Below are 18,519 nucleotides of genomic sequence, written 5' to 3' on the forward strand. Positions count from 1 at the left end.
TAGGAAAGACTGAAAGATAGCATGAAAAAGATCCTCTTTGCAGTTCCCCTGCTACTAGTTGTCGGCAGCCTCCGGGGGAACGACGACGTAAAATACCTGACCAAATCCTATAGTCTGGAAAAAATCAGGAGGATCTTTCGGGAAAGGCATCCTAGCACGGAGTCCGAAGTCTTCGCGATGGTCCGCTTTCATGAAAGCCACCCGGACGGCGAAGAGCACGCCAGGTTGCGGTATTTGGTATCCCTATTAAAAGGAAGAATGGTGGCGAGCGTAAGCAAGGACGATCTCCTGGAACTGATCGCCAACCCTCTCCCATCCACGAGCGCGATTACGAAAGTGACCTATTGGAAACTCTACGAGGAAATGGTGAAGAGAAGAAGCCTTTCTCCTTCCGAATTCGTTTCCTATTTGAAAAAATTTCCGAAGAGTTACGATCCGATCTACCGAAATACGATTTCCGAAATTCTCAGAGTCCAATACGAAGCGAGCCAATTCAAGGAGGCCAAAGAGTACGCGGAATCCTTTTCCGAGCAGGAGAGGACGGAATATTTCGGCCCCATGGCGAAGTACCGTTACGGGAAAGTTCTTTATAAATCGGGAGAGGTCCAAAAATCGGAAGCCTTGTTTTATTCCTTGGTGGAGGACCCTTACGTTCCTTCCTACACCAAGAAGGACATCCTAACGGACCTCAAAACCTGGAAGGGGGACGGATTTTATCGTTCCCTTTCCATCGAGACCGCGGTACATTTTCTTCCCTTTCTTTCTACCGGAGACCGAAAATCCTTTTTGTCCTCTCACGGGGATTTCGCTTCCGTAACTTTCCAAAAACCGGAAAGTTTTAAAACCGCGGCGAGAATGATCGCGCAGTTCCACCCTGAAAAGGCCGCGCCTTTCCTGGCAAGGCACAGGACGTTTGCCCAATCCAATCCGGATTTTACCGCCGCAATTTCCAGGGAAGTTTCCAACCAAAACTTAGGAGTGCAGGCTCTGAAAATCTTGGAGAACGTAGATCCGGCTGCCACGGACGAAGTGGAATATGCGTATGCCCGGGCCTACAAAAAACTCGGAAACCAGGACAGGTATTTTTTCCGACTTCTTTCCTCTTTGGAACGCAACCCGTACAACCTGACTAGACAGGACGAATTGATCGATCTCATCACCGGAGACCAAAAGCATTTTCTGGGGGATTCGTACTGGAAAGAAGCCTTGCGTAGGATTCCGAACCTACCCGTCAAAGGGAGATTGGTCTATTGGCACCTACGCAACCTGAAGCGTTTAGGTAGAACCGAGGAGCTCCGCGGTTGGTTGAAATCCTATTACCCTCTCATTCCCGGCTCCTATTATACGAGAGTGATACGCGAAGAATTTTCCCCGGAGATATCCTCTTTGGCTATGCCGGAAAATCCCCTCCGAAATAAGGAGAGCCTTTTCGAATATCTTTCCTTGACGGCGGGGGATCCTGCCTACGCTGGAAAAATCATGGGACGGGATCTGGAATTCGCCTATTTTTCAGACGCGTTCCAGTTGGATGTGCGGATCGATTCCGCGCTAAGTAGAATCCGCGGGAATCATCTTTTGCAGAGTGCGAAAGAATATCTGGAAATCGGAGAGATGGCCTACGCGTATTCCCTCGTGGAGAAATACAAATCGCAGAACGGAACGGGAGAAGACGAAAAAGAAGAAATCCTCGCCGCGTTGGGAGAACTGACCGGAAACCAATACCTAACCGTGTACCATACCAGAAATCTGATGAAAAAACGTCGGATTCCGGACGACGTGATCTTACTCCCGGCGAAACTCTCCTCCCGGATTTACCCTCGCCCTCACAGGGATCTTGTGGCTAAATATTCCCAATCCTTCGGAATAGAAGAGGATATCGTCTATGCGGTGATGCGACAGGAATCCTTTTTTAAGGAAAACGCCGTCTCCGTTTCCAATGCGAGAGGACTCATGCAGATCATGGGTTCGACGGGAAAAGGACTTGCCCAAGGACTGGGCTTGGGACCCTACTCCCTATTCGATCCGGAAATTTCGATCCAGATGGGAGCAAGGTTCCTGAAATATCTTTTATCCTCCAATCAAAACGATCTGAAATGGGCCTCCATCGCATATAACGGCGGCCCGGGAAACCTGAGAAAATGGAAACGCAATCATTACAGGGGAGATTTTAACCATTTTTTGGAGGAACTTCCGGTAAAGGAACCTCGCGACTATTGCAGAATCGTTACTTCGAACTATTACAATTACCAAAACTTGAGATTGTATAAAAACCGCTGAACTCCGGCTTTTCCCTCTCTTTTTGGATTGTCTAGAATTTCAGATCCATAGGATAGTACTTGCGGAAAGTTTCGAAGCGAGACAGGTCTTATATCTTGCCCACGGAAAATCGAACCCGAGCCCCGTTTTTTTTCGCGAACTTCGACGGGAAATTCACTCGGAGATCGTAGTTAGAGACAAATATCCCAGGAGAAAAAAATGGCAAACACCGCAATCCTCAAGATCGACGGAAAGGAATATGAACTTCCCATCATCGTCGGGACGGAAAACGAGAAAGCGATCGATATATCCAAACTCAGACAGCAAACCGGTTATATCACCCTGGATAATGGCTACTTGAATACGGGTGCCTGTACCAGTGCGGTGACCTTCCTGGACGGAGAACTGGGAATTTTACGTTATCGCGGGATTCCGATCGAACAACTCGCGGAAAAGTCCACGTTTACGGAAGTGGCTTATCTTTTGATCTACGGTCATCTCCCCAACGAAGCGGAATTGCAGAAATGGAACCAAGAACTGACCATGCACACTCTGATCCACGAGGATCTGAAACGACTGTACAACGGATTTCCCAAAGACGGACATCCGATGGCGATCATGTCCTCTATGATCGGTTCTCTCTCCACATATTACCAGGATTCCTACGATCCGGAAAACCCGGAACACAGACATATTTCCATGATTCGCCTCTTAGCGAAGTTCCCGACCATCGCGGCCTTCGCTTATAAAAAATCCCTGGGGCAACCGACCATCCATCCGCTGAACCATCTGGATTATTGCGCGAACTTTCTGAACATGATGTTCTCCGTTCCTAGCGAGGAATATTACATCGATCCTGAAATCGTAAAGGCTCTGAATCTACTCTTGATCCTACACGCGGACCACGAGCAAAACTGTTCCACTTCCACGGTACGACTCGTGGGATCCTCCTTGGCGAATCTCTACGGAGCTATCTCCGCAGGAATCTGCGCGCTTTGGGGCCCTCGTCACGGTGGAGCCAACCAGGAAGTTCTGGAAATGCTTTTGGAAATCCAAGCCTCCGGACTGCCTGTGAAAAAAATCGTGGAGAAGGCCAAGGACAAAAACGACGCCTTCCGCCTTTCCGGATTCGGACACCGTGTTTATAAAAACTTCGATCCCCGAGCCAAGATCATCAAGAAAGCTTGCGACTCGGTGCTTTCCCGTTTAGGAGTCAAGGATGCTCTCTTGGACATCGCGAAGGAATTGGAGGAAGCGGCACTCAACGATCCGTACTTCGTGGAAAGAAAACTCTATCCGAACGTGGACTTTTACAGCGGGATCATTTATCGCGCTCTCGGCATTCCGGTGAATATGTTCACCGTAATGTTCGCGATGGGACGTCTTCCCGGCTGGATCGCCCAGTGGAAGGAAATGATAGAGTCCCCCGATATGAAGATCGGTCGTCCTAGACAGATCTATACCGGAACTACGGATACCTCCTACGACGACGCAAAGAAGAAGTCCTAACCTCTTCTTTGCCTAGGAAACTTTCTTTCCCCAATCCCCGGGTGCAAACTCGGGGATTGGCTTTCCCAACTCCGCAAACGATTTGTCTCAACAACTCCCGCAAAATTTTCGTAAAGCGCGTCGCTACCAACTCAATAAAAGTTCCGAAGCGATCCTGAAATCCGGCCATCCTTGGATTTTAAGAGGAAACGTATCCTCGGCCGCCTCCGTTTTTCGGGAGGGAGATCGGCTCAGGTTGGTTTCCGGAAAAAACGAGGTTATCGGTTACGGAATCTATTCCTCTAGGGGGCCGATTGCTATTCGAATCCTGCAACGCGGGCCCGAATTTTCACTCGAAACTCTCCGGAAAACGATCGCCGATGCTTTCGAAAAACGAAAGAGCCTCGAAGACACCACGGATGCCTATAGACTTTTGCACGGAGAAAACGACAAAATCCCCGGAATCACCGTGGACAAATATGCGAAGACTTGGGTCGTGCAAACGTATTCCAAGGGTCTGTATGGACTCGCAAGGTTGGCTGTTCGAATTCTGTTTTCGATCGCTTCCGAAAATCCGTCCGCTCTTCCTCTTAGGATCCTATTGGTGTCTCCGCAAAGAATGGGAGAAGGGGAATCCGTAAAGACGAGGTTCCTACGAGGAAATTGCCCGCTTCCGATCCGAGAGGCCGTCCGCCTGAAAGACCTCCGATTCGCCGCAAAGATTCCGGGCCAAAAAGGAAGTTTCTTCCTGGATGTTCGGAATCTCCGCTCTTATCTTTTGGAAAACGAGAGCCTCTCTCGAAACAAACATTGCCTTCACTTATTCTGCCATACCGGTTTCACATCCTTATGCATGGAACAAGCAGGGGCCTTGTCCGTGACTTCCATAGACGGCTCGGAAGATGTCTTAGAGGAATTCGCTTCCCAATTAACGGAAGATACTTTGCAAGGGGAATTTCGGGAGAAAAACCGGTCCGTTTTCCTTCGGAACCACGAGCTGATTCGCTCCGATCTGTTTCGGGATTGGAATTTTTTAGGAGACCGAAAATTCGGACTCGTGGTTCTGGATCCACCCAACTTAGCCCCGAACCAGGCTGCCCTTCCTTCCGCAAAAAAAGCTTATAAAAGCCTGATTTCCAAAAGTCTAGAGAGGTTGCAACCGGGAGGGGTTTTGGTTCTGTTATCCTGTTCCGGAAGGATCTCCGACTCGGAATTTGAAAAGATTGGCCGGGAAACGATCCGTTCCCGAGGATGGAAGTACGGATCTATGGTTCGTCTTCCTCCCGAAGCGGACCATCCCGTCTTGCGGGAATTTCCGGAAGGCAAATACTTTAAGGTCCATCTCTATCTGGAAATGAATCCGATAGCACGACTCGAGAAAGAAAAATGAAACGAAACGTTTTTAGCGGAACGTATGAACTTTTGGATTCCGGCCATTTCAAAAAACTGGAACGTATCGGCGCTTATAAGATCGTCCGCCCTTCCCCCGTTAGCGCCTGGCCGCCCACAAAACCCGCGCTTTGGAAGGACGCCGACGGAGAATACCACAGGAACGACAAGGGCGGAGGCAACTGGAAGTGGAACATTCGCCCGGAAGAGGAATTCTATATCGAAGTGGGGCCTCTTACGATAAAGATCCGTTTTACTCCTTTCGGACACCTCGGGCTATTTCCCGAACAAATGGAAAATTGGAATCGAATTCGACTTCTCTCTTCCCAACTTTCCGGTGAAGGAGAAGTATTGAATTTGTTCGCCTACTCCGGCTTGTCCACCTTGTCCGCTCTCTCCGGCGGAACGAATGCCTGCCACCTGGACGCGTCTAAAGGGATGGTGGATTGGGCGCGGGAAAACGCGGAAGCCTCCAATCTGGCCGATAAGAAAGTCCGCTGGATGGTGGAAGACGTGATCAAATTTTTAGGAAGAGAAATCCGGAGAAAAAAAAGATACCTTGGATTCATTTTGGATCCTCCTACGTTCGGAAGAGGAGCTAGTGGAGAAGTCTTCAAAATCGAACGGGATCTTCCGGAGATGATGGATCTATTGATGCAACTCTGCGATGGAAAACCCGAATTCGTGGTACTCACCTGTCATTCTACCGGGTTCAGCCCTCTTGCTTTGAGAAGGATCCTGGAAGGTAGGGTCCGAAACGAAGGTTCGTATCTTACGGAGGAATTGTCTATACCGGAAACCGCCGGCAGGTCCTACCCCGCAGGATCCAATTGCATTTTTTATTCCAAGAGGCTGGAGCTTTGACGGGAAAACGATATTACTTGGAGATCACCAGCTTTTCCAACGAGAAGCTAAAGTACATCTCCGGCCTGAAGGAAAAAAAGAATCGGGAAAAAGCGGACGCTTTTTTTCTGGAAGGATACAGGGAAATCTCTCGTGCAAAGGCTTCCGGGAAGTTGAAGTTCGAATACATCCTCACTTGTCCCGATTGTTACTTGGGAGAAAACGAGGACGAGTTAGTCGAATCCTTGCAAGCCAAAACGATCATCGTCCCCAAGCAAATCTTCGAGAAAATTTCCTATCGGGACAGACCCGACGGATTGATAGCCACCGCCTTTCTACCGGATTTCTCCCTTCCGGAAAATCTGACTTTGACCGGTTCTCGCGTGCTGGTGATAGAAGGAGTCGAAAAGCCCGGAAATTTAGGGACCATTCTGAGAACTGCCGAAGGTGCCGGATTCGATACTGTCTTGGTGGCGGATCCTAGATTGGATCTTCTGAATCCGAACGTGATCCGCTCCTCTACCGGGACCTTGTTTACTCTTAACGTATTTCAAACGACGATAGAAAGATCCATCCCTTTCTTAAAGAACTCCGGCTACAAGACGATATCGGTCACGCCGGAAGCGGAAACTATCTACTGGAATACGGATCTCAAGGGAAGAATAGCGTTGGTATTCGGGAGTGAACAATACGGGTTAAGCGAATTTGCCCGCTCGAATTGCGACCTATCAACTTCCCTCCCGATGAACGGTAAGGCCGACAGTCTGAACTTGGCAATGTCTGCAGGAATCTTAATGTACGAAGTCTTAAGGCAGAATCTCTAAATGGCGAAAATTCGTATCCTTGCATACGTAGGCAGCCACGGATTCGGACATATCAGTCGTAGTCTGGAAGCGATCACGTTCCTTCTTTCGACCCGACCCGAATGGTCTGCGACGATCGTCTCGGAAAGAGCGGAGGAATTTTCCCGAACTCTCGTAAAGAATCCCAATTGGATCGCCTCTCGGGAAAGGATCGTTTTCAGAAAGGCCAAAACGGACGTAGGCATAGTGCAGAAAGATTCTTTAGGGATGGATTTGGAAGCCACGGAAGCGGAAATTCGGAACTTTCGCGACTCAAAATCCGAGTGGTTAGAAAAGGAAATCCGATTCGTAAAAGCGGAAAAATTCGATCTACTTTGGTCGGATGCTTCCTCCCTTCCCTTTGTGTTATCTTCGGAATTAGGGATTCGATCCGTCTTTCTCGGGAATTTTACCTGGGACTTTATTTATTCCCATTATAAAAAACATACGTTAGACTCCTTTGCAGAGGAGATACGACGGGAATATTCTTTTTGCGATCTGGGCCTGATCCTTCCCTTTTCGTGCCCTATTTCCTGCCTACCCAAAACTCGGGAAATCGGACTCTTGGGAAGAAAGCCGGGGCTTTCCAAAGAGGCGGCCCGATTGCAATTCGGTTTTGAAAAAGACGTACTCTATTATCTTTTTTCCTTCGGGGCGTACGGGATAGAACCGGGACGTTTCCGCTGGAAGGATTGGAATCCCGCAAAAGAAAGAATCGTTACCAGCGGAACGGAGCTAAAGGGTCCGGCCCCGAATTCTCTCGGAGTCGTTTCCGTTCCTCCCTGCCATTATCCGGACCTTATAGCCGCTTGCGATTTCGTACTGACTAAACCGGGTTACGGAATATTAAGCGAATCCTTTTTGGCGGGAACTCCGGTGCTCTATACGGACCGAGGAGATTTTCCAGAATATCCTTATTTGGTGAAGGCGCTGGAAAACAGTTTCAAATCCTCTTATATCGACCATGACCATTTATACTCTTTTCGATGGAAAGAAGCTCGGGAACAGGCGGAAGCCGCCGTTCCGATCGGAGATCCAAGATTGCAAAGAAGCGGGACGGAAGAGATTCTCCAATCGATCGAAGAACTGATCTGTTAGCGCAGTCAGCACTGGGAAACTCGATCGTCCTTCCTGCAGGAGCTCCCACAAGAAAAGACCCGATAAAAACGCTTGCCGAGTGTAAGGCTTTGTGATACGGACTTCGAAGGGTACCACCGCACCGGCCCCCGCCCAGGAAGGGCGGGGAGACCCATCTTACTTCGGAACCACTTTCACGAAATACTTCTTCGAAGCATCCCAGTTCTTTAGAATCTCGTCCGACAATTCCGAACCCGTCAATTTCGTATGCTCCGTGATCAAGGATTTGATCGCATCAGTATCCTCGTGCTCCAGTTCCACGATTTTCACGTATTCCTTGTTCAGCAAAGGTTCGAGTTCCCAGCCTTTCTGGAGGAAGTAGGCCTTACCACCGGTCATCCCGGCGCCCATGTTCTTACCTACCGGTCCCAAACATACGACGGTTCCGCTAGTCATGTATTCCAAGAAGTGATCTCCGGCTCCACCGACCACCGCATCCGCACCGGAGTTCCGAACTCCGAACCTTTCTCCGGCACGTCCCGAGCAAAACAGCTTTCCGGAAGTCGCACCATACAGGCAGGTATTGCCGATGATCACGTTTTCGTACGCCTTCAATTTGGACCGACGGTGTTTCCGTACTACGATGGTTCCTCCGCAAAGTCCTTTACCCACGTAGTCGTTCGCGTCTCCGTGGAGAGTGAGTTGGACTCCCTTGGCCAACCATGCACCCAAAGATTGACCGGCGGTACCTTCCAAAATCACTTCCAGTTTTCCGGGCAATCCTTTGGACCCGTATTTCTTGGAAATCAAACCGGATATTTTAGCTCCGACTGTCCGGTTCGTATTTCGGACCGAATAAGAAAGAGACATAGAGGTTTTTCCCTCCAGAGCAGGTTCCGCGTCCTTGATGATCCGATCGTCCAGCACCTCGCCCACCGGCTCTCTTCTTTCCATGCGGTTCTTTTTCTTTATGGAATCGTAAAGTAGAGGAAGCCGAACCAGAATCGGATTCAAATCCAGAGAATCCAATCGATCCTGCTCGTAACGGGTGATCTGTTTCAGAAGATCCGTACGACCGATGATCTCGTCCATGGAGCGGAATCCCAATTTTGCGAGATATTCCCTTACTTCCATCGCAAGCAGAGTCATTAAGTTCGCGACCTGATCCGGAGATCCTTTGTACTTAGAGCGGAACTTAGGATCTTGGGTCGCGATCCCCGTCGGACAATTGTTCAAATGACATTTTCGGGCCATGATACAACCCAAAGCGACAAGAGAGGCCGTGCCGATTCCGTATTCTTCCGCACCCAAACACGCTGCGATGATCACGTCCCGACCGGAAACGATTCCTCCGTCCGTCCGTAGAACCACCCGATCCCTTAATCCGTTCATTACAAGAACTTGATGGGTTTCGGAAAGTCCGAGTTCCCACGGAGACCCTGCGTGTTTAATGGAAGTCAAGGAAGCTGCTCCTGTTCCTCCGGCATGGCCGGAGATCAGAATGATGTCCGCGTTCGCCTTCGCGACCCCGGCCGCGATAGTGCCGACGCCTGCCTCCGATACCAATTTAACCGAGACTTGAGCCTTATGATTCGCCTGCTTGAGGTCGTAGATCAGCTGGGACAAATCCTCGATGGAATAGATGTCGTGGTGTGGCGGCGGAGAAATCAAATCGATACCCATCGGAGTGTGACGGTTCGTAGCGATTTCCTCGTTGTTTTTCTTACCAGGTAACTGACCGCCTTCTCCCGGTTTGGCCCCTTGAGCGATCTTGATTTCCAGTTCTTGGGCGGAGTTCAGGTATTCCGAAGTAACTCCGAAACGACCGGAAGCCACTTGTTTGATGGAAGAATTGGCCAGGTCCCCTTTGGAATCCACCACAAAGCGGGAGGGATTTTCCCCTCCTTCTCCGGAGGAGGATTTTGCTCCCAAGCGGTTCATCGCGACGGCAAGATCGGTATGTGCCTCGATCGACAAGGCCCCGTGGCTCATACCGGGAGTCAAAAAGCGTTTCTGTATCTCCGAAACGGTTTCCACTTCCTCGATCGGAACCGCTTTTCTTTCCACGAAATCGAATAGATCCCGGATATTAATCGGATCGCTTTCTCGCAAAATTTTAGAGGCTTCCAAGAACGCCTCGTAGTCGTTATCCACCGCCGCTTTTCGAATGAACTTGACCACTTTCGGAGACCAGCGGTGAGGTTGATCGTCCTTTTCGGAAATGAAATCCTCCGGATTAATCTCCTTATTGAAGGCCTGATCGTGATTCCTGAGAATATTCTGCTCGATCCCTCCGATTCCGATTCCGGAAATCCTGGAATACGTACCCGGAAAATACTTGGAAATCAACGTTCTAGAAAGGCCGATCGCTTCGAATACCTGTCCGCCTATATAAGAGGACATGATGGAAATTCCCATTTTGGACATGACTTTTAAAAGTCCGTCGTCCACGCCGGCGCGGTAATTCTTACAGAGTTCCGCGAGAGACGGACGTTTACCGTCTTCCGAATCGAAATCCCCTTTTGACCACAGGTCGTACAAGGTATCCCAGATCAGATAACTGTTTACGCCGGAAGCTCCGTACCCGAGTAAGACGGCAATATTATGAATTTCGAAAGCGGAACCCGTTTCCACGAGGATGCTCATTGTGGAGCGCTTCTTATTCCGAATCAAATGGTTATGGACGGCGGAGACGGCCAACTCCATCGGAATCGGCGCCCTTTCCTTATCCAATTTCTTATCGGAAAGGATCAGGATGTTCACACCTTCGTTGGCAGCTTTGACCGCCTTTGCAAGCAATTCATCCAGGGCTCTCTCCAGATATTTGTGATCCGTACCCGGCTCGTGATGCGCCTCAAAAGTCGCGTCCAGAGTCAGGATCTTGTACTGTTTGCCGTCCTTTTCCCGAATCCTCTGTAAGCCTAGATTCGTGAGATACGGATGGGACAGTACCAGACAGTTCTGGGGTTTTTCGTTTCCGAAAAGATTCATCTTTTTGATCAGACGGGTATAAAGGGAAGTCACCCCTTTTTCCCGAAGGTAGTCGATCGGAGGATTGGTTACCTGAGCGAATCTCTGACGGAAATACGTATACAAGCCGATGCGAGAAAGCATCAAAATCGAAAGGGGCGTATCATCTCCCATCGAACCGATCGCCTCTTTTCCGGCGATCGCCTGAGGTTTGATCACCGCTTTTTGTTTATAGGGCGAATACGCGAATAGGATCTGCCTTCTTCTCAGATCGTCTCCTTTGTAATTCACCGCATCGGTAATCGAATCGTCTATCGTCTGATCCAGGTATTCCACGTTTTCCTTGGACCATTCGCGATAGTCGTACTTTTTCTCGAAGAGAGAATTGATATCTTCGTTAAAGTAAACCTTGCCTTCCTTCAGATTTATCGCGAGCATCTCTCCCGGACCGAGACGCCCTTTTTTCGTGATAATATCCTCGTCGATCTGAACTAGTCCGACTTCGGAACCCATGACCACCAGGCCGTCTTCCGTAGTGACGTACCGAGCGGGTCTGAGTCCGTTTCTATCCAGACCTCCTCCCACCCAGTCCCCTTCGGCGAAAGCCAAGGCGGCAGGACCGTCCCAAGGTTCCGTTAACGTATTATTATATTCGTAAAAGGATTTTAACGCCTCGGACATCTGGAAGTTCTTACTCCAGGCGTTCGGGATAAGCATCGCTTTGGCGTGGAGCACGTCTTTACCCGAGCGTACGATCGCTTCCATCGCATTGTCTAGGCTGGCGGAATCGGACAAATGGGGACGGATGACCGGGTGGATCTCCTTCTGGGCTTCACCCCATTTTTCACATTCCAATTCCTCTTCCCTGGCAAGCATCCAGATCCGGTTTCCTACGATAGTATTGATCTCTCCGTTATGCGCCAGAATACGGAACGGCTGAGCTAAAGCCCAGCTCGGAAACGTATTCGTGGAATAACGCTGGTGAAAAATACAGTATGGAGACGCCATCTCTTCGCTCTTCAGGTCTTCGTAAAATTGCGACACCTGATTCCCGTTAAAGAGACCTTTGAACACGATCCTCTCCGAGGAAAACGAACAAATATAGAAGTCTTCGCTCATGGAAAGCTTCAGAGCGTCACGCATTACTTTTTTCTGAATTAAAAACAGCTTGGTCTCGAAATCCTCGTTGGACATCCCTTCCGGTTTTCCGATGAGCACCTGCTCTATCTGAGGACGCGACGCGTTGGCTTTCGGTCCGAGTACTTCCGGATTCACGGGTACGTATCTCCACGCGTAAAGTTTGAAATTGAATTTCATCAGCGCGGATTCGATGAGACTGCGGCAGATATCCTGTTTGTCTATGTCCTCGCGGGGAAGGAAGACCATTCCGACGCCTATGGAATCCTCTTCGGGGCGACGGTGACCCATATCCTGGATATAATTCGCGAACAGTTTTTTGGGAATCCGGATCATGATTCCGGCTCCGTCGCCGGTCTGCATATCGGCGTCTACGGCTCCACGATGGGTCAGGCATCCGACTGCCTTCAATCCCATTGAAACGATACGATGGCTGGATTCGCCCGCATAAGAAGCGACGAAACCTACACCGCAGTTGTCACGCTCGAAGGAACGCTCATAGAGACCGTTTTCCTCCAAGTATTTTTGGATCCGCAACTGTTCTTCAAGTTTTAACATTCGCGAGGTTTCCTTTCGGGTGGTATGAATTCGAGGGCGTTGCGCGGATTTCATTTCTCGGCGTTGGTACCGCCGCGGATTTGCGCTCGAAGGCTGAATTTTCCGGCAATTTCTCGATTCTAAGACCAGTAAATTGGCGGTTGCCTATATTGAAAACGATCTTTTTGGAGGAATTCCCGCCACCCTTACCGTCCGGCTTTCTTTGAAAGGTGCCTCGGCTCCCGCGAGCAACCCGACTTGATCGAAATCAGGGAGACTGAGGCCTTTCGGATGTCGCTTATCAGAAAAACCCGCTTTCGGGAGCGCTTTATCTCGGATTTCCCTCGATAATAACGGAAATCGTATTTGAATTTTCTAATTCTTTCGGAGGGATAGTACGGGGGAAAAAAATAGGTCCGAAACGATCTTTCTCTGACTTACGTCCGGTATTCTGGAAAGTAATTGGTCCATCTTTAACTTTAACTGACCCATGTCCGGATATTCGTCCATGACCTTCAGAATATGCGGCCAGGCTCTCTTTACCAATTCCGAAACGGCCGGGCTGGCGGTTCTGGCCCGATTCCAGGAAGATTCCAATTGGCTCCGAATCCGGAAAAAATCCCGGCCCAATTCCAAAACCTTTCTCAATCTAGGATCGGAAAGGCCGATTCTTCCGTTCAGTTGCGAAAGAACTCCGGTCCAGTCCACCACTTCCCCTTTGGATTCCTTCAACAGGAAAGATTGCAATTGCACGAGAGCGTTTTCTTCTACAGGAAGAGTGCTGACCCATCGCTTGTATTCTTCCAATTGGCCGGCTTTTTGATATGCCCGGACCTTGTTCACCTGTTCCATATAACGGGAAAATGCGATGACTACCGGCTCCTCGACGGGAGCGGGCGAATCCTCTTCGAACGCAAATCCTCCGTCGAAATTTAGGTCGTCCACGTCGGAAAGGATTTCGTTGGAATTGGTCTGGATCGGAATATCGTCCTCTTCCAACTCCTCCTTCTTCAATACGATGGGAGTTCCTACGAAAACATCCCCGTATTTGGAAAGGATCTCCTTCAATATCGGGATCTCCGGACCTTTTCGCACGGGAACGGCCACCGGCTTGGCTTCCGCTACGGCCGCCTTCGCTCCTTCCCTCGCGACCTCCGCGATGCCTAATGCTTCGGTTTTCTTTCCTGTGGCAAGATCCACGAGATAGAGAAATCCTTCCTCTTGCTCGAATCTATGCCCTTTAGGAAGCATAAATCCGAGCCCTTCTATGATTTCATCGGTGATCCGTCCGAATTTTTTCTTTTTCGGATTCTGCTCTGCGGCAGACTCCTGCTCGATCAGTTTCGTTTTGACCTTATTTAAGGTCCCTAAAAAATTCCGATTCATGTACGCGGAAAGGTCCTGGGTATTCATCCCTAGGAATTGCGCGAACTGCGGAAGCTGATCGAAGAAATGATCCGTCTTTTGGATATTGCCGACGATATAGGATCTGATTTTGCCTTTTAGGGCTTCTTGTTCTTTGGGCGAAATTTTCTTCTGGGAAACGATGCTCCCGAACAATTGGATGTGGGCGTGAAAGTAGCTGAGGAATTCCCCGTAAGCGGTCAGAACGAATTCGCCTTCCGCATTCCTCTCTATGACCTTTTTCGTTTCCATAAAACGGATTTGCCGTCAAGTTTTTCCCGTTCCGGGTCAAACTTCAAGACAATTAAGAAGGAGAGATCGTTCTAGGATTAGGCGGTTTTGGAAATTTCTTCCCCGCTTAGGCTGGCGCTCACGATCCGGTATCTGAGGAAGGTATTGCAACTTGCCTCTTCCGAATAACGGACCAAGTCGTAGTCCGGCCGGGGGGAACGGAAAAAGGAGGAATGTATCAGCCTGTCCGTTACTTCTTTTCGGATATGGGATCTGGCTTCGTTCCTTCTGCGATAGATCGAAGGAACTACGATATCGTTTTTATAGGATAGGATATTATTCCGATAGATCGCGACCGTAAGTCGGATTCTATAAACCCTTTCTTCTTCGTACCCTTTCTTATCTTGAAAAACCATGCTTCCGAAACCGGCCTCTTTCGCTAACAACCGCCGCCGACAGATAAAATATCGGTAACCCTCCCCCTCGATCTCAAATCCGCAGGGGATTTTTTCTCTCAAAATCCTACATGACAGAAGTCCCGAGACATTCCAGGATGTTATCGGAGACCCCTATCCTATGAATTTCCGATACAACTATTCTCCGTTTTCCTATAAACGTCGACGCACCAGGGAAGTGAAAGTGGGAGACATAGGCATAGGAGGAAAGAATCCGATCCGCATACAGTCCATGATCACGGCGGATACCCGGGACACGCAAAACTCCGTTAGGCAAATTCTGGAATTGGAAAAGATCGGTTGTGAAATCGTACGTTTGACGGTTCCTTCCCAACCTGACGCGGACAACCTCCCGAATATTAGAAAAGAATTAAGACGATTCGGAAGCAAGGTACCGTTGGTGGCGGATATTCATTTCACTCCCAGCGTCGCTCTAAAATGTGCGGAATGGGTCGAAAAGATCCGCGTCAATCCGGGAAACTTCGCCGACAAAAAGAAATTCGCCGTCCGGGATTATTCCGACACGGAATACAAAGAGGAACTCGAAAGGATCTCCGATGTCTTCTTACCTTTGGTTTCCCGTTGCAAGGAATTGGGTGTGTCCATGAGAATAGGGACCAACCACGGATCCCTTTCCGATCGGATTATGAACAGGTATGGGGATACTCCCCTGGGTATGGTGGAATCGGCGCTGGAATTCATACGCATTGCGGAAAGCGTAGGCTACAAGGATATCGTAGTCAGTATGAAAGCGTCGAATCCTCAGGTGATGATCCAGGCCTACAGACTTCTTTGTAGTAGATTTTTGGAACTGCAGATGGATTACCCTCTTCACTTAGGAGTTACCGAGGCGGGCGACGGTAAGGACGGAAGAATCAAATCCGCGATCGGGATCGGCTCCCTTTTGGAAGACGGACTCGGAGATACGATCCGAGTCTCTTTGACGGAGGACCCGGTTCACGAAATTCCCGTAGCGAGAGTATTGGCGGACAAATTCAACTCCAAGATCCCTCCGGAAGCGGACGGAATCACCTATTCCGAATTCCGAAATCCTTATACGTACCAGAGATTTTACAGTCGCCCCATAAACGTCGCGAACGTTCCGATAGGAGAAACTCATCCTGTACGGGTGGAAACCGTACTCCCGTTCTCTTCCTCTTCGGAATTCAACTCCGCTCTCTCCAACTTAAGAAATTTTGCAAAAACCTTATCCTTGGATGTGGAACTCGTCTCCGTTCCTTTTCCCGAAGATCCTGCTTTGCGGGAAGAATTACTAGAGGCCGCAGGCAATTCTCCGATTCCGATCGGAGTTTTGGTGGAGCAAAACGAGCTCTTATACGCGGACGATACGGAGGATCTAAAACCGTTTGCGAAGGTTGTGGTGGATCCTTTCCATCATTTCCAAAACGGCGACCTGCTCATGGATTTCCTAAAAACCAGGGAAGGAAGAGGAATGACCGAGCTCCGAGTCCAATCCTATCAGATCGAAAGTCTCAAAGGATTGCCGGAAATGCTCCAATCGAACGGAATCGAATCCGTCGCCTTTTCCTTGCACTCTTCGCATATCCTCCACGATTATCGGAAACTCGCGAAAATACTGAGCGACTGGGACTATCCTATCGTTTTAAACGGAGAATTCCAGGAGGCGGAAACGGCCCTCTACGACGCTTCCATCGGTATCGGAGGACTTTTGACGGACGGGATCGGAGACATTCTTCGGATCCAAGTTCTTTCCGCGGAAGCGGAAAGCGTCCTACAGCTCGGATTCGACCTTCTCCAAGCGACTCGATTGAGGTTAACGAAGACCGAATATATTTCTTGTCCTTCCTGCGGACGAACTCTATTCGATCTACAATCTACGACGGCCAGAATCAAGGAAAGAACGGGACACCTCAAAGGAGTCAAGATTGCCGTCATGGGTTGTATCGTGAACGGACCCGGAGAAATGGCCGATGCGGACTTCGGTTATGTGGGAGCGGGCCCGGGAAAAGTGCATCTTTATAGAGGCAAAGAGATCGTTCTCAAGAACGTGCCTTACGAGGAAGCGGATGAAAAGTTGGTGGAATTGATCAAATCATCCGGAATGTGGGTGGAACGGGAATCGATGGAGACCTTCTGATCGAATCTAAATTGTAACCGAATTGATTCGGTTCCCGAACGTCAGACGGGGAAAAAGTTCTTTTCCGGCAGGAAGTCCCGTTTAGTCTCTGAGCATGCGACGACTCAGATCGATCTTATTCTTTTTGGCGGCGATGATCGCCGTCGGTTCCGTATTTTCCGCACCCTCTTCCGGGCGACCGAAATTGATCGTGGTCATCTCCGTGGACCAACTTGCAGGAAATCTAATCGAATCCAAATCGATGAAAACCTGGGGAGGGGAATTTACCCGGGGCTTCAAGACTCTCCAGGAAGAAGGCGTGTATTTTACGAACGCCTACCATGCGCACGGATTTACCGAAACCGGTCCGGGACATTCCGTTATCCTTTCGGGAAGGTTCCCTGCGAGCACGAAGATCACCCAGAATAGCTGGTCCGACCCGGAAACGGGAGAGGAGATCTACTGCGTCACGGACAAGGACACGGACCTGTTGGACTCCAAGAAAAAAGCAAACGGCGCCAGTCCGAAACATTTCGCCGGAACCGCGCTAGGAGACTGGCTCCAATCCCAGGTTCCGAATTCGAGAGCTTTCGCTTTTTCCGGAAAAGACAGAGCGGCCGTGCTGATGGGCGGGGCAAAGCCCACGGGGGCCTACTGGTTCGACGAGGAAACCTTTACGTTTACGACCTCCACATATTACGGAAAACAGTTACCGGATTGGCTGACGAACTATAACAAAAAAGTTTTAAGTAAATTCTCCGAAGACATCAATTGGAAGCTTCCGGCCCACCGAAATTTCAATGCGGGCAAATATCAGGTCGGCACCTATTCGCTATACACCGGAAACAACAAGGCGATCCACAAAGCGGGGGCTGCGCTGGATAAGGGCCTATATCTAAGATACAGAGCCACTCCGTTTTTCGACGATGCGATTCTAGAAGGTGCGACCCGACTGATAGAAGAGGAAAAACTCGGAGAAGGAGAAACCACGGATCTCGTAGCTATCGGCTTGTCCGCCACGGACTATATCGGTCACGGCTTCGGAAACCAAGGCCCCGAAATGCGGGACCAATTGCTTCATCTGGACGAAATCCTCGGAACGTTTATTGAAAAGATCCGTAGTTCACATCCGGACGCTTGGATCATACTCACTGCGGATCACGGAGCTCCCGATTTGGCGGAGCGTCTGATGGAATCCGGAAAGGACGCAAGTCGGATCGATCCGGATGTCTGGAGGAGAAGATTCGTTCGGGAAGTCTCCGCAAAATTGAAAACGGGCCAAGCTGAGTTGTTCTGGAAGATACGGGATCCTTCTCAGATATACGTTCGCCCTGCATACGATCTGAAAAAAGCCGGAGTTTCCAAGGAAAAGTTACTCGAGGTTTCCTTAGAAACTTTGAAGACCATGCCGGGAGTCTTAGAGGCTTACTCGGGAGAGGAACTCCAAAAAACGAATCTCCCTACCCAAAACGATCCTGGACAATTTTCCGTTAAAGAGAGACTGAAGCTGAGCTATGTGCCGGGACGATCCGGAGATATTCTCGTCGCCTTCAAACCGTTCACCGTCGTAGGGGATACGGATAAATTCGAATACCTGGTCCACCACGGAAGCCCTCACGATTATGATCGTAAGGTTCCTATTCTGTTTCTGGGTCCCTGGTCCGCCAAAAAAATTCTGAAGCCGGCTCGGGTGGCGGATATCGCACCCACTCTCGCAAAATATCTAGGGATCCGACCGAGCGAAAAACTGGATGGAGAAATCCTGCCTCTGGATTGATCCCGCATAACTCTT

At 49.6% G+C, this 18,519-nt stretch carries 11 protein-coding genes; 8 read left to right on the forward strand and 3 right to left on the reverse strand.

The annotated features are described in order from the left end of the window. The first annotated feature begins 21 nt into the window (after positions 1 to 21). The 6 genes from EHO61_RS07720 to EHO61_RS07745 all read left to right on the forward strand — a co-directional run bounded on the left by EHO61_RS07720 (position 22) and on the right by EHO61_RS07745 (position 7,916). Entirely contained in the window at positions 22 to 2,277 is a 2,256-nt protein-coding gene (locus EHO61_RS07720; RefSeq protein ID WP_135813054.1) for a lytic transglycosylase domain-containing protein, read from the forward strand. Between the two features lie 198 nt (positions 2,278 to 2,475). After that, on the forward strand, positions 2,476 to 3,765 hold the full coding sequence (locus EHO61_RS07725; protein WP_135813055.1) for a citrate synthase: 1,290 nt from the start codon (positions 2,476 to 2,478) through the stop codon (positions 3,763 to 3,765). Positions 3,766 to 3,847: 82 nt separating this feature from the next. After that, on the forward strand, positions 3,848 to 5,134 hold the full coding sequence (locus tag EHO61_RS07730; protein WP_135813056.1) for a class I SAM-dependent rRNA methyltransferase: 1,287 nt from the start codon (positions 3,848 to 3,850) through the stop codon (positions 5,132 to 5,134). Next, a complete protein-coding gene (locus EHO61_RS07735; protein ID WP_135813057.1) occupies positions 5,131 to 5,997 on the forward strand; it encodes a class I SAM-dependent methyltransferase in 867 nt (288 codons plus the stop codon). Before EHO61_RS07730 ends, EHO61_RS07735 begins: the two co-directional genes overlap by 4 nt. Continuing rightward, positions 5,994 to 6,800 carry a TrmH family RNA methyltransferase gene (locus EHO61_RS07740; protein WP_135813058.1) on the forward strand — a complete coding sequence of 269 codons (807 nt, stop codon included), beginning with the start codon at positions 5,994 to 5,996 and terminating at the stop codon, positions 6,798 to 6,800. Before EHO61_RS07735 ends, EHO61_RS07740 begins: the two co-directional genes overlap by 4 nt. Further along, positions 6,801 to 7,916 carry a glycosyl transferase gene (locus EHO61_RS07745; RefSeq protein WP_135813059.1) on the forward strand — a complete coding sequence of 372 codons (1,116 nt, stop codon included), beginning with the start codon at positions 6,801 to 6,803 and terminating at the stop codon, positions 7,914 to 7,916. A gap of 156 nt (positions 7,917 to 8,072) precedes the next feature. Here EHO61_RS07745 and gltB read toward each other — a convergent pair whose 3' ends face one another. The 3 genes from gltB to EHO61_RS07760 all read right to left on the reverse strand — a co-directional run bounded on the left by gltB (position 8,073) and on the right by EHO61_RS07760 (position 14,590). Beyond that, positions 8,073 to 12,560, reverse strand: a complete 4,488-nt coding sequence (gene gltB, locus EHO61_RS07750; protein ID WP_135813060.1) for a glutamate synthase large subunit — start codon at positions 12,558 to 12,560, stop codon at positions 8,073 to 8,075. A gap of 354 nt (positions 12,561 to 12,914) precedes the next feature. Beyond that, the gene (locus tag EHO61_RS07755; protein ID WP_135813061.1) at positions 12,915 to 14,195 is read right to left on the reverse strand and encodes a hypothetical protein; all 1,281 of its coding nucleotides are present in this window, start codon (positions 14,193 to 14,195) and stop codon (positions 12,915 to 12,917) included. 77 nt (positions 14,196 to 14,272) lie between these two features. Next, positions 14,273 to 14,590, reverse strand: coding sequence for a hypothetical protein (locus tag EHO61_RS07760; protein WP_135813062.1), 318 nt, complete (start codon positions 14,588 to 14,590; stop codon positions 14,273 to 14,275). 160 nt (positions 14,591 to 14,750) lie between these two features. On the opposite strand from EHO61_RS07760, the gene ispG reads away from it, so the two are divergent. Together ispG and EHO61_RS07770 are read left to right on the forward strand one after the other, a co-directional pair. Continuing rightward, positions 14,751 to 16,748, forward strand: a complete 1,998-nt coding sequence (gene ispG / locus EHO61_RS07765; RefSeq protein WP_135813063.1) for a (E)-4-hydroxy-3-methylbut-2-enyl-diphosphate synthase — start codon at positions 14,751 to 14,753, stop codon at positions 16,746 to 16,748. Positions 16,749 to 16,842: 94 nt separating this feature from the next. Then, entirely contained in the window at positions 16,843 to 18,504 is a 1,662-nt protein-coding gene (locus EHO61_RS07770; RefSeq protein ID WP_135813064.1) for an alkaline phosphatase family protein, read from the forward strand. Positions 18,505 to 18,519 lie beyond the last annotated feature (15 nt).

The sequence above is a fragment of the Leptospira fluminis genome, from assembly GCF_004771275.1.
GTDB classification, from domain to species: Bacteria; Spirochaetota; Leptospiria; order Leptospirales; family Leptospiraceae; genus Leptospira_B; species Leptospira_B fluminis.